Here is an 11835-nt window from a genome sequence, read left to right as displayed (position 1 = left end):
TGGGCATAAAAAAAGGGCCGGCCACAAGGGCCAGCCCGTAAAGTTTTAGGAGAGGATGCCTGAAAGGCCTGCTCTATATGTAGCGTTAAACGCGATATTGCAAGTGCGAACGCAAAAGTTCCGGTTGCAAAAAATGCATCTTGCCATTCGCCTGATTTTCCTGCTCTGTAGGGCAAGGATGCTTGAGACCGGAAGCTGCCCACTCGATAACAGGCGATGACGCGGCGCAGCGCACCGGCGATGGAATTGTAAAAGATCATGCGGAGATTACCGCCCCTTACGGCCCTGGAGGCCTTTGTGCAGGTCGCACGCCTCGGCTCGGTCAAGGCGGCGGCGGAAGAGCTTGCGCTCTCGACTCCTGCGCTCAGCCGCCGGGTTCAGGCGCTGGAACGCTTCATCGGCCGCCCCCTGTTCGACCGCAAGCATCAAGCGCTGGAGATCAATGCCGAGGGGCAAAGGCTGCTCGACGACATCGCACCCGCCCTCGATTCTCTGGCGCAAGCGCTGGAAAATATCCAGAGCGGCGGCAACCAGTTGCGGTTGCGGCTGGCGGTGCTGCCGCTGTTCGCGACCCAGCGTCTCTTCCCGCATCTGGGTGCCCTGCGCGCACTCCACCCCCAGCTGCATATCGACATCGAAACGACGCCCCATGCCGTGGCGCGGCTTGGCGAAGGGCTGGACGCGGCGATCGTGCTGCTGGCCAAGGATATCGATCCGGCGCTCTACGCCCATGAGCTGGACCATGACGAAGTCTATCTGATCGGGCGGCGCGAACTGCTCGAAGCGCCCCATGCGCTGACCGCGCCGCAGGAACTGGCGAACCATACCGTCCTCATCCACCGCGACATGGCCCAATCCTTCGACGCCTGGAAGGAAGCGGTCGGCCTGCCCGACCTGCAACCGCTGGCGATCGACAATTATGATTCGGGCCAGTTGATGCTGGAGGCTGCGGCGCAGGGGCTGGGCGTGGCCGTCATGCATGCCAGCCATTTCAACCAGTCAGGCGATACCCGGTTGGTGCGGCTCTTCCCCGACACGCATGTCGACAGCCCCTATCGCTATTTCTTCGTCTGCCGCCCCCGCGCGCTGCAGACGCGGGCCGTCCGCATCTTCCGCGACTGGCTGGTCGCCGCCGACATCTGACACGGCGCATGGAGGGAAGGGGAGACGGATCGATTCTTTCCCGCTATGCTCTTAACCCTGTTCCACCTCTGCCGTTATGAGGGTCATGACCGGGGCATCTTCTTCTTCCGCAGGCTCGCAACATGGGCTTACCGATCGGCTGACGCGCTGGGCCAAGGGTCTGTCGGGCAAGGCGGAGGAGGAAAGCGCGGAAGTCGAAGCCCGGCCCCGCGCCGGATCATCGTCCAGCCGCGAGATCAACCGCCGCCGCCAGCTCTATGAAGATATTGGTGATTTTCTCTTCGCCCACGACCTCGACCTCACGCCCATCAATTTCAGCGTCGCGCTGGATTATCTGACCGGCGCGAATATCGGCGTGGAAAAGGCGATCCGCGCTGTAATGATGGAGCGCGGCAAAATTACCAATGGCTGGATCGAGACGATCGCGGCCGAACAGCGCGCCGATGAAGTCACCCCCGATTCGCTGGCGACCATGCTCGACAAGGTCGAGGAAAATCTCACCCAGTTCACCGGCCTGATGCATGAATCGCGCAATTCGGCGAAGGATTATGGCGCGGCGCTGCAGGAACAGGCCAAGGATCTGGTCGAAGGCGGCGATAGCGAGCCCGTGCTGGCCCGGCTGGTCGGCCTCACCCGCTCGATGGTCGAAAAGACCCGCCTCGTCGAAACCCAGCTGCGCGAAAATCAGAAGCAGACCAAGGCGCTTAAATCCAGCCTCGAAACCGCCCGCCGCGCCGCCGAACATGACCATCTGACCGGCCTGCCCAATCGCCGCGCCTTTGAGACCGTGCTGCGCGAGGAAGTGGCGCTGGCCCAGGCGCAGGGTGAGCAACTCTCGGTCGCCTTTTGCGACATCGACCATTTCAAGCATGTCAACGACACCCACGGCCATGACACGGGCGACCGGGTGTTGAAATTCGTGGCTGGCCTCTTGGCCAAAGCGTCCAACGACCGCTGCCATGTCGCCCGTCATGGCGGCGAGGAATTCGTCATGCTGTTCCGCGGCAAGGGGCCGGGCGAAGCAGGCGAAGTGGTGGACGGCGTGCGCGAGGATCTGGCCAACCGCAGCCTCGTCAACCGCGCCACCGGCGAGCGGATGGATCGGGTCAGCTTTTCCGCCGGGGTCGCCAATGTGCTGGCCTATGAAGACGCCCGCGCCGCGCTCAAGGCCGCCGACCGCGCCCTCTATCTGGCCAAGGAACATGGCCGCAACCGCGTCTACCTCGCCGCCGAAACCGACTGACCGGCGCTATTTGCGCAGCAAAAACACCGCATGTTCCGCGAACAGATTGGCGTTCGCGTGGGTGGTTTCGCGGTCGCCCTTCAAAAACCATTGCCCGTCGATGGTCCAGCCGCGCTCCTTCACCAGGGCGCGGAAATCATCGACGGTGACATGGTGGATGTTGAGCGTGTCGTACCAGGTGTCGGGCAACAGCCGCGTTACCGGCATCCGCCCGCCCCACAGCAACGACAGCCGCCCGCGCCAATGCGCGAAATTGGGGAAGGACACGAACGCCTGCCCGCCGATGCGCAGCAATTCCTCCACCACCAGGTCGGGCCGCCGGGTCGTCTGGAGCGTCTGGCTCAATATCGCATAGTCGAAACTGGCGTCGGGATAGTAACGCAGGTCCGTGTCCGCATCCCCCTGCACCACCGACAGGCCGCGCGCCACCGCCGCCGCGACGTTCGATCCATCAATCTCCAGCCCGCGCGCATCGACCCCGGCATTGTCGCGCAGCGCCGCCATCAGCGCGCCCTCGCCACAGCCCACGTCCAGCACCCGCGCGCCCTGCCGCACGGTCCGCGCGATCAACGCCAGGTCGGGGCGTAACGCCGCGCTCATGCTCGCCCGCCCTTCAGGAAGCCGTCGACCACCCGGTTGAGTTCGGGACATTCGAGCAGGAAGGCGTCATGACCGAACGGGCTGGACAGTTCGACGAAGCTCGCCTGCGCGCCGCTCGCGTTCAGCGCATGGACGATGATCCGTGATTCGGTGGTGGGATAAAGCCAGTCGGTATCGAAACTGACGAGGCAGAAGCGCGCCTTGCTCGCGGTAAAGGCATGGGCCAGCGACCCGCCATGATCCTCGGCAATGTCATAATAGTCCATGGCGCGGGTGATGTAGAGATAGGAGTTGGCGTCGAACCGATCGACAAAGCTCAACCCCTGATGCCGCAAATAGCTTTCCACCTGGAAATCCGCGTCGAAGCCGAAGGTCTTGGCGTCGCGGCCCTGCAAACGCCGCCCGAATTTCTCGGTCAGCCCGGCTTCGGACAAATAGGTGATATGCGCCGCCATCCGCGCGACGGCGAGGCCCGCGCTCGGTACCTGCCCGTCGGCATAATAATCGCCGCCGCGCCATTGCGGATCGGCCATGATCGCTTGGCGCCCCACTTCATGAAAGGCGATATTCTGTGCGCTGTGCCGTGCGGTCGACGCAATGACGACGCAGCTTTCGACCCGGTCGGGGAAGAGGGTCGGCCAGGTCAGCGCCTGCATGCCCCCCATCGACCCGCCGATCACCGCCGACAGCCGCGCAACGCCCAGATGGTCGAGCAGCAACGCCTGCGCCCGCACCATGTCGGCAATGGTCAGCACCGGAAAGCGCATCGCATAAGGGTCGCCGGTCGCCGGATCGATACTGGCCGGGCCGCTCGACCCCATGCAACTGCCGATGACATTGGCGCAGACGATGAAATGGCGCGCGGGATCGACCGGCTTGCCCTCGCCCACCATCCGCCACCACCAGCCGGGCTTTCCCGTGCCGGGATGCTCCGATGCGACATATTGGTCGCCGGTCAGCGCATGGCAGATCAGGATGGCGTTGGACCCGTCGGCATCGAGCTGCCCATAGGTTTCATAGGCGATATCGACCGGCCCCAGCGTCGCCCCGCTCGACAGGTTGAGCGGCCCGGTCAGGCGGACCTGGCGGCGCAGGCCGAAACGGCTGTCTTCAGTCGCGATGATGCTGGCCATGATGCCGCCGCGCTAGGACCGCCACCTGTTCCTGTCAATCGCCAGCGGGTGGTGGCATGCCCTCACAAATCCACCCCCGCCGCGATCGCTTCCAGCTTGCGGATGCGTTCCTTGAGGTCGGCGACTTCGATCCGCGCGACCGCCGATGGCGGGGCGGCGTCGTCGGCGCGGCGGTTCAGTTCGGCGCGCTTGAGCGCCAGCCAGCCGTCCCAGCCGCGCAAGGCCGCCACCGCGATGATCGCCACGCCCGCCAGGGTGGTCAGGGCCATGGCCAGATAAAGATAGGGGTCCTGCATATGTGCCTCCCTGTCGAAGCGAACCGCGCTTAGTCGCGGTCCCGCAGCTTTTCGAATTCCCGCTCCAGCGCGGTGGAGCCATCGGTCGCCAGCCGTTCCAGCACGGCGACCCGCTCTTTCAGCCCCTTCACTTCGGCGCGCAGCCTCTCGGTGTCGGGGTCCGGCCCGCGTGCGACCAGCGTTTCGCCCTTATCGTGCCGGACCACGCCGTAGCGCGCACGGATCACACTGGCGATGGCGGTGATCGCGACGATGGCGACGACCATTTCAAACGGTCCCATTCCCTTAACTCCCTGTTCTTATGCCGGGATCAGTTGGCGACGCCGCGCAGTTGCTCGATCTCGCGGGTCAGCTGGTGGCTTTCGTCGGTGACGATCCGCTCGACCACGGCCAGCCGGTCCTTCATCGACCCGATTTCGGCGCGCAGCTGGGCATTTTCCTGGCTCAGCAATTTGATGCGCTCGACCATTTCCTCGTTTTTCTGCGGATAGATCGGCTTGCCCCAGCTATTTTCCAGCGGGTAGCCATTTTTCACGCGCAACCAGGTGGTGAATATCCAGCCGCCAATAGCGAGCGCGCCCAGGATCATTCCGACTTGCGCAAAATCTTCAAATGGAAACATCGTCTCTACTCCCTTGCCAGCTGCGCCTCAGCGCAGCGCCTCGATTTCGCGCGCGGTGCGGGTGGCGGGATCGGTAGCGATCCGCTCCAGCACGGCGATGCGTTCCTCTAGGCGGCTGATCTTGCCCACCAGCTTTTCGTTTTCGCGCGACAGAAGGTCGATTTTTCGACCAGCGGCGGCGTCCGTTCGATCAACGGTGCCGGTCCATTCATTTTCCACCGGATAACCGTGGCGGGCACGGACCCAGGTGGTGAACATCCAGCCCAGCGTCGACATGGCGATGATCGCCAGGACAAAGAAAGGTCCACCGACATTCATGATTAGTCTCCCTGTTTTGCCCCAGGCTGCTTAGCGCAGACGATCGATTTCATCGGCCAGGCGCGTGTTGCGGCTGGTATAGTAGATTTCGATGTCCGCGAGGCGGCGATCGATATCGCGGAACTTGGACCGGACGTCGCGGGTGGAGCGGGTCGGATTGGTCCGCACGCCTTGCCAGAATTTCTCGTCGTCGCGATCGGCATAGAGACCCGATGGCTTGTTGTCGGCGAAATAGGCAGCGGCGAAATAGGCGATCAGCGTCCAGGGGAAGGCCCCCATCAGCGTCACCAGCACCGCGCCGACGCGGACCCACACGACGTCGATCCCGCTATAGTCGGCAATGCCGGAGCAGACGCCCATCCATTTGCCGTCGGCCTTGTTGAGGTAAAATTTGGTGCGGCGGGCGGTCATGTCAGTTTCTCCGGTCGAAGGTGAATTCGCCCGGCTCCTGCGGACGATGCGGGCGGAAATCGGGGTTGTCGGCGGCGACGATCCGTTCGACCGTCTGCAGCCGCTCTTCCATCCGACGGGCGAGAAGGTGGAGTTCATCCAGCAGCTTCTCATCCTCGTCGGTGATCTTGGGGGCCTGCTTCCACTTGGTGACATAGTGGAAGATCAGCCACGGCATGCCGATGAACAACATGCCGCAGACGATGATGGGCAGAAAAATCTCTTCCATCGGATCAGTCCCCCTTGTTCATGCTGGCCTTGAGCGCGGCGAGGTCGGCATCCACCTTGTCGGCGGAGCGCAGCTCGGCAATCTCTTCTTCCAGCGTCTTGGGGGCGCTGCCCAGGTCCATCGCGTCGGCGCGGCCTTCGGCCATGTCGACCCGGCGTTCCAGCAGGTCGAAACGCGCAAACGCCTCGTTGACCTTCTCGCCGGCATAGGCTTCGCGCACCCGCAGGCGGTTTTCCGCGCTCTGCATCCGGGTGACCAGGCTGTTCTGGCGCACGCGGGCTTCGCGCAGCTTGGCCTGCAGCTTGGCGATATCCTCTTCGGCGGCGCGCAGCGCTTCGTCCAGCGTCTCGATCTCATGGGTCAGATGCTCGGCCATGTCGGTCGCCTTCTGCCGTTCAACGAGCGCCGCCTTGGCCAGGTCTTCGCGATCCTTGGACAAAGCCAGCTGCGCCTTTTCGGTCCAGCTGTCCTGCAAGGCGGTCAGCTTGGCGATGTGGCGGCGCATTTCCTTCTGGTCGGCGATGGTGCGGGCGGCGGACGCGCGCACTTCGACCAGGGTTTCCTCCATTTCGAGGATGATCATGCGGATCATCTTCGCCGGATCTTCCGCCTTGTCGAGCAGGTCGGTCACATTGGCGGCGATGATGTCGCGGGTGCGGGAAAAAATACCCATTTTAACGTCACTCCTGGTCTTGGCTATTTTCTTGAAACGACCGGGCGACCCTTATGCCAGATAGCGTGGGGTTGCCGGATTGTGGGTTTCGCTGGCGAGTATCGGGGTTTCGCTGGCGCGGGCCGGGCCGACGGCTGCCAGGATCAGGGTCGATCCTACCAGCAGGGCGGCGACGGCGACCGACATCAGTTGGCCGATTTCGCGAACGCTGTTGCTGTTGTCTTCCATTTTATACACTCCCTGAACCTTGGCCTTCATGTGGTTCCGCGATTATTTGCGGATTGCCCATAGCTTTGCAGGGGCCGTGCCAAATTGCCGAAAGGCACGGATTTCCGCCATTTTTGTCCATTCATTTCGGTCGAGTGCGGAATTTCGCTTGCGACAAGGTGGGAAATTTCACCATAAGTTGGGGTATGGAGAAAACGACCCATTTTGTCGGCCAGTCATTGGCCTTTCTCGACGCCGTCGAACTGGCGGGCCGGGCGGCCGAACTCAACCGCCCGGTGCTGGTGATCGGCGAGCGCGGGACCGGCAAGGAACTGATCGCCGAGCGGCTGCATCACCTCTCCCCGCGCTGGGGCGAACCCTTGATCGTCATGAACTGCGCCGCGCTCCCCGAAACGCTGATCGAGGCCGAATTGTTCGGCCATGAACAGGGCGCCTTCACCGGCGCCAACCGCGCGCGGCCCGGCCGGTTCGAGGAAGCCGATGGCGGCACGCTGTTCTTGGATGAACTCGGCACCCTGTCGATGGCGGCGCAGGAACGGCTGCTGCGCGTGGTCGAATATGGCGAAGTCACCCGCATCGGCGCGTCAAAGCCGCTGCGCGTCGATGTCCGCATCGTCGCAGCGACCAATGACGATCTGCCCGCCGCCGCCGATGCCGGGCGCTTCCGCCCCGACCTGCTCGACCGTTTGAGCTTCGAAGTCATCACCCTGCCCCCGCTGCGCGCGCGCGAAGGCGATGTGCCGGTGCTGGTCGATCATTTCGGGCGGCGCATGGCCGCCGAGCTGGCCTGGCCGCAATGGCCGGGCTTCGACGCGGCGACGCTGGCGGAACTGGAAGCCTATGCCTGGCCCGGCAATGTCCGCGAATTGCGCAACGTCATCGAGCGCGCCGTCTATCGCTGGGACGCGCCGACCCGCCCGATCAGCCGCATCACCTTCGACCCCTTCGCTTCCCCCTGGAAGCCCAAGCCGCTCATGCCCCGCGCCGCCGACCCCTGCGACCCGCCCGTGCCGACCGCCCAAGCCGCCGCCGCGTCGGTCGACGATATTTGCGACCTGCGCGCCGCCGTCGACGCCTATGAATCCGCGATCATCACCGCCGCCCTCGACCGCTACCGCTTCAACCAACGCGCCACCGCCAAGGGCCTCGGCCTCACCTACGACCAACTGCGCCACTGCATGAAGAAGCATAGCCTGAGCGCCGGGTAATTTTGATGTTCCATTAAATATTGCGGCTCGCTATTTTTGTGCTACATTAATACGCGTGGCAGCGCCGTAGTCGGAGGAAAACATGCCATGCGCATCGAGTATGATCCGTCCAAGCGACAAAAAACTCTCGATGCGCGCGGCCTGGATTTTGAATCCATCGTTATGATGTTCGACAGGTTCCACCTGATCCGAACCGACGAGCGAAAAGATTATGGCGAGGTCCGCTATATCATGCTCGGCCTGTTGGATGAACGGCCGGTCATATGTGTCTGGACACCCAGGGGTGACGCCATTCGCGTCATTTCGATGAGGATAGCAGATGATGACGAACGAGAAATCTACTGGCGGGAACTGGATCGATCCCGATGATGCCCCAAAGCTGACCCAGGACTGGGCCGATGGCGCGGATGCCTATGTGGGCCAGACGCTGGTGCGCCGCGGACGCCCCAAACTCGAACAAACCAAGCAGCATGTGTCACTGCGGCTCGACCCTGATGTGATCGCCAGCTTCAAGGCGGGCGGTCCCGGCTGGCAAGCGCGCATCAACGAGGCCTTGCGAAAGGCGGCGCGTCTCTAGCGCCACCGCCAAGGGCCTCGGCCTCACCTACGACCAACTGCGCCACTGCATGAAGAAGCACCGCCTCAGCGCAGGCTAATCTTCCCCGGCACGGGGAGGGGGACCGCCGCGCAGCGGTGGTGGAGGGGGCGTGCAACAGGGCGCACATCTTCGCCCACCCCTCATCCCGTCATCCTGACGAAAGTCAGGATCCATGAGCCGCTACGTCGTCTCGACGCCCCTAAGGTTGCGCCCATGGATCCCAGCTTCCGCTGGGATGACGGTGAAAACCCCCTCTCACCGCGTCGGCACAGGCTCCGCGCCCGAATAATCGTAAAACCCCCGCCCCGTCTTGCGGCCATACCAGCCCGCCTCGACATATTTCACCAGCAGCGGCGCGGGGCGATATTTGGGGTCGCCCGTGGTGCTGAGGAAAACATTCAATATCTCCAGCGCCGTATCCAGCCCGACGAAATCGAGCAGCGTCAGCGGCCCCATCGGGTGATTGAGCCCCAGCTTGCAGCCCATGTCGATATCGACCACGCTGCCCACGCCCTCGCCCAGCACGAACACCGCTTCGTTCAGCATCGGCAGCAGGATGCGGTTGACGACGAAGCCCGGCGCGTCGAACGCCTGCACCACCGTCTTGCCGATCCGCCCCGCAAAGCCCTCGACCGCCGCCACCGTTTCGGGCGTGGTGGCAAGGCCGCGAATAACCTCGACCAGCACCATCACCGGCACCGGATTGAAGAAATGCACGCCGACAAACCGCCCCGCATCGGGCGCGGCCTGCGCCAGCCGGGTAATCGGAATGGACGATGTATTGGTGGCCAAGATCGCATCAGCCGCCAGCAACGGCCCGACATTGGTAAAGATCGCGCGTTTCACTTCCTCGCGCTCAGTCGCCGCCTCGATCACCAGTTGCGCGTCGGCCAGCGGCGCGATCTCGCCCACCGGCCGGATGCGCGCCAGCGCCGCATCGGCATCGGCCTGGCTGATCTTCTCCTTCTCCACCGCCCGCGCCAACAGCTTGGCGATCCCCGCCAGCCCCTTTTCCGCGCGGGGCAGGTCGATGTCCGACAGGATCACGTCATAGCCCGCCTGCGCCGCCACCTGCGCGATGCCAGCGCCCATCTGCCCAGCGCCGATCACGCCTACCGTGCGAATATCCGTCATGTTGCTCTCTCTCCCTGGCTCAACTCGTCCCCCTCTTCCTAGCGCCCCGCCCCGTCGGGGGCCAGAGCAGCCCACTCCTCAAAAAGCGCAGGCGACAAAATGCGCCTGTTGCGCGGGGGAAGGACGTTTCGGCCTTTGCCTCTGCCGCGCGCCATGGTTAAAAGCCCGCCATGATTGTTGCCGAAATGATGCCCTCTCCCGCGACCGGACGCTTCATCGCGGCCGTGCATCATTTCCCGCTGCGCATTTATTTCGAGGATACCGACCTGTCCGGCCTCGTCTATCACGCCAATTATCTGCGTTATATGGAGCGCGCCCGGTCCGACATGCTGCGCCTGGCGCAGATCGACCAGCGCGCCGCGCATGAAGCCGGCACCGGCGTCTATGCCGTCACCGACCTGCAGATCCGCTATCGCCGCCCCGCCCGGCTGGATGACGACCTGATGGTGGTCAGCCGCGTGGCTCAGGTGAGCGCAGCGACCTGCACCATTCATCAGTCAGTCATGCGCAGCGACGAACAGTTGACCGACGCCAGCATTTGCGTTGCATGGCTGACGCCGCAGGGCCGCCCGCAACGGCAACCCAAAGCCTGGACCGACATTTTCAGCCGCCTTTGCCAAGGGGAAGACCTCCACCCATGACCCTCAACCTGCCAGACGTCGCCGCGGTGGCCGACGCCGCCACCATTTCCCCGCTGGCCCTGTTCCTTCAGGCCGACATCGTCGTGAAGGGGGTGATGCTGGGCCTGTTGCTGGCCAGCATCTGGACCTGGGCGATCATCATCGGCTTTTCGGTCAGCCTGCGCCGCGCCACCAAGGAAAGCCGCAAGTTCGAGGCGGATTTCTGGAAGGCGGAGGATATCGATCGCTTCTATGAAACCCGTGGCAAGGTGGAGCATCCCGCGGCCAAGGTGATGGCAGCGGGCGTCACGGAATGGCGGCGCTCGACCGCGCAGAAGGTGGTCGATCGCGACGGCACGCGCGACCGGCTCGCCACCGCCATGTCCAGCACCATCGCCGCCGAAATCGACCGGCTGTCCGACCGGCTCAACATATTGGCGACGGTTGGTTCGGTCGCGCCGTTCGTCGGCCTGTTCGGCACCGTCTGGGGCATCATGCGCGCCTTTACCGCGATCGCCGCCGAACAGAATAGCTCGCTCGCGGTCGTCGCGCCGGGCATTGCCGAGGCCTTGTTCGCCACCGCCATCGGCTTGTTCGCGGCCATCCCGGCGGTCATCGCCTATAACCGCTTCAGCCACGGCATAAACCGCCTCGAATCCGCCCTCACCCGCTTCGCCGACAGCTTCTACGCGACCCTGAGCCGCGAGTTGGAGGCGCAGCGATGACCGGCCATGCACAACTTCCGTTCGCCCTGAGCGAAGTCGAAGGGCTCGACCGACCGAAGGGAGGTCACTTCGCTTCGCTCAGTGAACGGCTTCGACTTCGCTCAGCCCGAACGGGTATGAATGTCGGAGCCCCCCGCTAATGGCCATGTCCGGCCCTCCCTCCGCCCGCCGGGGTCGCGGCCGCGCGCCCATGGCCGACATCAACGTCACCCCCTTGGTCGACGTCATGCTGGTGCTGCTGATCATCTTCATGGTCACCGCCCCGCTGCTGGTGACCGGCGTGCCGGTCAACCTGCCCGAAACCCGCGCCAAGGGGCTGGACCAGGATGCCAAGCCGACCGTCGTCTCCATCGACCGCGACGGCGCGACCTATGTCGATGAAGACGCCGTCGCGGATATCGACCTGCCCGACCGGCTCGCCGAAATCGTCGCCGCCAACGCCGGCAAGCCCGAAGCGCCGCAAATCTTCCTGCGCGCCGACAAGGGGCTGGATTATGGCCGGGTCATGCGCGTCATGGCCGAACTCAACCGCGCCGGCCTGAACAAAGTGTCGCTGGTCTCGTCGCCCGACGATGCAGCCAGCGACGGTTCAGGCGAGAGGCCGTAGGGCAAGCC

The 11835-nt window shown here is 63.9% G+C and carries 19 protein-coding genes and 1 pseudogene; 9 read left to right on the top strand and 11 right to left on the bottom strand.

Annotated features, from left to right (window positions below):
- Positions 1–258: 258 nt before the first annotated feature.
- On the top strand, positions 259–1143 hold the full coding sequence (locus ACZ2HM_RS14620) for a LysR substrate-binding domain-containing protein (protein WP_069065702.1): 885 nt from the start codon (positions 259–261) through the stop codon (positions 1141–1143).
- A gap of 85 nt (positions 1144–1228) precedes the next feature.
- A complete protein-coding gene (locus ACZ2HM_RS14615) occupies positions 1229–2386 on the top strand; it encodes a GGDEF domain-containing protein (RefSeq protein ID WP_096061318.1) in 1158 nt (385 codons plus the stop codon).
- Positions 2387–2392: 6 nt separating this feature from the next.
- Here ACZ2HM_RS14615 and metW read toward each other — a convergent pair whose 3' ends face one another.
- From metW to ACZ2HM_RS14565, 10 genes are all read right to left on the bottom strand, one after another.
- Entirely contained in the window at positions 2393–2986 is a 594-nt protein-coding gene (gene metW, locus ACZ2HM_RS14610) for a methionine biosynthesis protein MetW (RefSeq protein ID WP_037480289.1), read from the bottom strand.
- Entirely contained in the window at positions 2983–4119 is a 1137-nt protein-coding gene (gene metX / locus ACZ2HM_RS14605; protein WP_037480293.1) for a homoserine O-acetyltransferase MetX, read from the bottom strand. The genes metW and metX overlap by 4 nt, the downstream gene beginning before the upstream one ends.
- 62 nt (positions 4120–4181) lie before the next feature.
- Positions 4182–4415: a hypothetical protein gene (locus ACZ2HM_RS14600; protein ID WP_313922866.1), complete on the bottom strand. Its 234-nt coding sequence runs from the start codon at positions 4413–4415 to the stop codon at positions 4182–4184.
- 29 nt (positions 4416–4444) lie between these two features.
- The gene (locus tag ACZ2HM_RS14595; RefSeq protein ID WP_037474283.1) at positions 4445–4696 is read right to left on the bottom strand and encodes a hypothetical protein; all 252 of its coding nucleotides are present in this window, start codon (positions 4694–4696) and stop codon (positions 4445–4447) included.
- A gap of 29 nt (positions 4697–4725) precedes the next feature.
- Positions 4726–5037, bottom strand: a complete 312-nt coding sequence (locus tag ACZ2HM_RS14590; RefSeq protein ID WP_037474280.1) for a hypothetical protein — start codon at positions 5035–5037, stop codon at positions 4726–4728.
- 27 nt (positions 5038–5064) lie between these two features.
- Positions 5065–5355 carry a hypothetical protein gene (locus tag ACZ2HM_RS14585; RefSeq protein WP_037474277.1) on the bottom strand — a complete coding sequence of 97 codons (291 nt, stop codon included), beginning with the start codon at positions 5353–5355 and terminating at the stop codon, positions 5065–5067.
- Between the two features lie 30 nt (positions 5356–5385).
- Positions 5386–5766, bottom strand: a complete 381-nt coding sequence (gene pspC / locus ACZ2HM_RS14580; RefSeq protein ID WP_037474275.1) for an envelope stress response membrane protein PspC — start codon at positions 5764–5766, stop codon at positions 5386–5388.
- A 1-nt stretch (position 5767) separates the two neighbouring features.
- The gene (gene pspB, locus ACZ2HM_RS14575) at positions 5768–6034 is read right to left on the bottom strand and encodes an envelope stress response membrane protein PspB (RefSeq protein ID WP_037474273.1); all 267 of its coding nucleotides are present in this window, start codon (positions 6032–6034) and stop codon (positions 5768–5770) included.
- Positions 6035–6038: 4 nt separating this feature from the next.
- Positions 6039–6707, bottom strand: coding sequence for a phage shock protein PspA (gene pspA / locus ACZ2HM_RS14570; RefSeq protein ID WP_096061295.1), 669 nt, complete (start codon positions 6705–6707; stop codon positions 6039–6041).
- 51 nt (positions 6708–6758) lie between these two features.
- On the bottom strand, positions 6759–6935 hold the full coding sequence (locus ACZ2HM_RS14565) for a hypothetical protein (RefSeq protein WP_171899233.1): 177 nt from the start codon (positions 6933–6935) through the stop codon (positions 6759–6761).
- Between the two features lie 185 nt (positions 6936–7120).
- On the opposite strand from ACZ2HM_RS14565, the gene pspF reads away from it, so the two are divergent.
- From pspF to ACZ2HM_RS14545, 4 genes and pseudogenes are all read left to right on the top strand, one after another.
- The gene (gene pspF / locus ACZ2HM_RS14560) at positions 7121–8143 is read left to right on the top strand and encodes a phage shock protein operon transcriptional activator (protein WP_037474268.1); all 1023 of its coding nucleotides are present in this window, start codon (positions 7121–7123) and stop codon (positions 8141–8143) included.
- Between the two features lie 87 nt (positions 8144–8230).
- Entirely contained in the window at positions 8231–8512 is a 282-nt protein-coding gene (locus ACZ2HM_RS14555) for a BrnT family toxin (RefSeq protein WP_076605555.1), read from the top strand.
- Positions 8466–8720: a BrnA antitoxin family protein gene (locus ACZ2HM_RS14550; RefSeq protein ID WP_470425539.1), complete on the top strand. Its 255-nt coding sequence runs from the start codon at positions 8466–8468 to the stop codon at positions 8718–8720. Before ACZ2HM_RS14555 ends, ACZ2HM_RS14550 begins: the two co-directional genes overlap by 47 nt.
- Positions 8656–8799: pseudogene (locus tag ACZ2HM_RS14545) on the top strand (phage shock protein operon transcriptional activator); the annotation flags it as partial. The gene ACZ2HM_RS14550 and the pseudogene ACZ2HM_RS14545, both read left to right, overlap by 65 nt.
- Before the next feature lie 197 nt (positions 8800–8996).
- Here ACZ2HM_RS14545 and ACZ2HM_RS14540 read toward each other — a convergent pair.
- Positions 8997–9875, bottom strand: coding sequence for a 3-hydroxyacyl-CoA dehydrogenase NAD-binding domain-containing protein (locus tag ACZ2HM_RS14540; RefSeq protein ID WP_470425538.1), 879 nt, complete (start codon positions 9873–9875; stop codon positions 8997–8999).
- A 170-nt stretch (positions 9876–10045) separates the two neighbouring features.
- Between ACZ2HM_RS14540 and ACZ2HM_RS14535 the strand changes: the two genes are divergently transcribed.
- The 3 genes from ACZ2HM_RS14535 (at position 10046) to tolR (ending at position 11827) form a co-directional block, all read left to right on the top strand.
- Positions 10046–10516, top strand: a complete 471-nt coding sequence (locus ACZ2HM_RS14535; RefSeq protein WP_333970885.1) for a YbgC/FadM family acyl-CoA thioesterase — start codon at positions 10046–10048, stop codon at positions 10514–10516.
- Positions 10513–11220, top strand: a complete 708-nt coding sequence (gene tolQ, locus ACZ2HM_RS14530; protein WP_333970886.1) for a protein TolQ — start codon at positions 10513–10515, stop codon at positions 11218–11220. The genes ACZ2HM_RS14535 and tolQ overlap by 4 nt, the downstream gene beginning before the upstream one ends.
- A 139-nt stretch (positions 11221–11359) precedes the next feature.
- Positions 11360–11827, top strand: a complete 468-nt coding sequence (gene tolR / locus ACZ2HM_RS14525; RefSeq protein ID WP_069065693.1) for a protein TolR — start codon at positions 11360–11362, stop codon at positions 11825–11827.
- Positions 11828–11835: the final 8 nt, after the last annotated feature.

This window comes from Sphingobium sp. KKT206 (genome assembly GCF_055640555.1).
This window is presented reverse-complemented; position numbering and strand designations above follow the sequence as displayed.

Bases quoted from the DNA above. Each gene is read 5' to 3' on its own strand.
- ACZ2HM_RS14620 (WP_069065702.1), top strand. From the start codon at position 259: ATGCGGAGATTACCGCCCCTTACGGCCCTGGAGGCCTTTGTGCAGGTC.
- ACZ2HM_RS14615 (WP_096061318.1), top strand. From the start codon at position 1,229: ATGACCGGGGCATCTTCTTCTTCCGCAGGCTCGCAACATGGGCTTACC.
- metW (WP_037480289.1), bottom strand. From the start codon at position 2,986: ATGAGCGCGGCGTTACGCCCCGACCTGGCGTTGATCGCGCGGACCGTG.
- metX (WP_037480293.1), bottom strand. From the start codon at position 4,119: ATGGCCAGCATCATCGCGACTGAAGACAGCCGTTTCGGCCTGCGCCGC.
- ACZ2HM_RS14600 (WP_313922866.1), bottom strand. From the start codon at position 4,415: ATGCAGGACCCCTATCTTTATCTGGCCATGGCCCTGACCACCCTGGCG.
- ACZ2HM_RS14595 (WP_037474283.1), bottom strand. From the start codon at position 4,696: ATGGGACCGTTTGAAATGGTCGTCGCCATCGTCGCGATCACCGCCATC.
- ACZ2HM_RS14590 (WP_037474280.1), bottom strand. From the start codon at position 5,037: ATGTTTCCATTTGAAGATTTTGCGCAAGTCGGAATGATCCTGGGCGCG.
- ACZ2HM_RS14585 (WP_037474277.1), bottom strand. From the start codon at position 5,355: ATGAATGTCGGTGGACCTTTCTTTGTCCTGGCGATCATCGCCATGTCG.
- pspC (WP_037474275.1), bottom strand. From the start codon at position 5,766: ATGACCGCCCGCCGCACCAAATTTTACCTCAACAAGGCCGACGGCAAA.
- pspB (WP_037474273.1), bottom strand. From the start codon at position 6,034: ATGGAAGAGATTTTTCTGCCCATCATCGTCTGCGGCATGTTGTTCATC.
- pspA (WP_096061295.1), bottom strand. From the start codon at position 6,707: ATGGGTATTTTTTCCCGCACCCGCGACATCATCGCCGCCAATGTGACC.
- ACZ2HM_RS14565 (WP_171899233.1), bottom strand. From the start codon at position 6,935: ATGGAAGACAACAGCAACAGCGTTCGCGAAATCGGCCAACTGATGTCG.
- pspF (WP_037474268.1), top strand. From the start codon at position 7,121: ATGGAGAAAACGACCCATTTTGTCGGCCAGTCATTGGCCTTTCTCGAC.
- ACZ2HM_RS14555 (WP_076605555.1), top strand. From the start codon at position 8,231: ATGCGCATCGAGTATGATCCGTCCAAGCGACAAAAAACTCTCGATGCG.
- ACZ2HM_RS14550 (WP_470425539.1), top strand. From the start codon at position 8,466: ATGACGAACGAGAAATCTACTGGCGGGAACTGGATCGATCCCGATGAT.
- ACZ2HM_RS14540 (WP_470425538.1), bottom strand. From the start codon at position 9,875: ATGACGGATATTCGCACGGTAGGCGTGATCGGCGCTGGGCAGATGGGC.
- ACZ2HM_RS14535 (WP_333970885.1), top strand. From the start codon at position 10,046: ATGATTGTTGCCGAAATGATGCCCTCTCCCGCGACCGGACGCTTCATC.
- tolQ (WP_333970886.1), top strand. From the start codon at position 10,513: ATGACCCTCAACCTGCCAGACGTCGCCGCGGTGGCCGACGCCGCCACC.
- tolR (WP_069065693.1), top strand. From the start codon at position 11,360: ATGGCCATGTCCGGCCCTCCCTCCGCCCGCCGGGGTCGCGGCCGCGCG.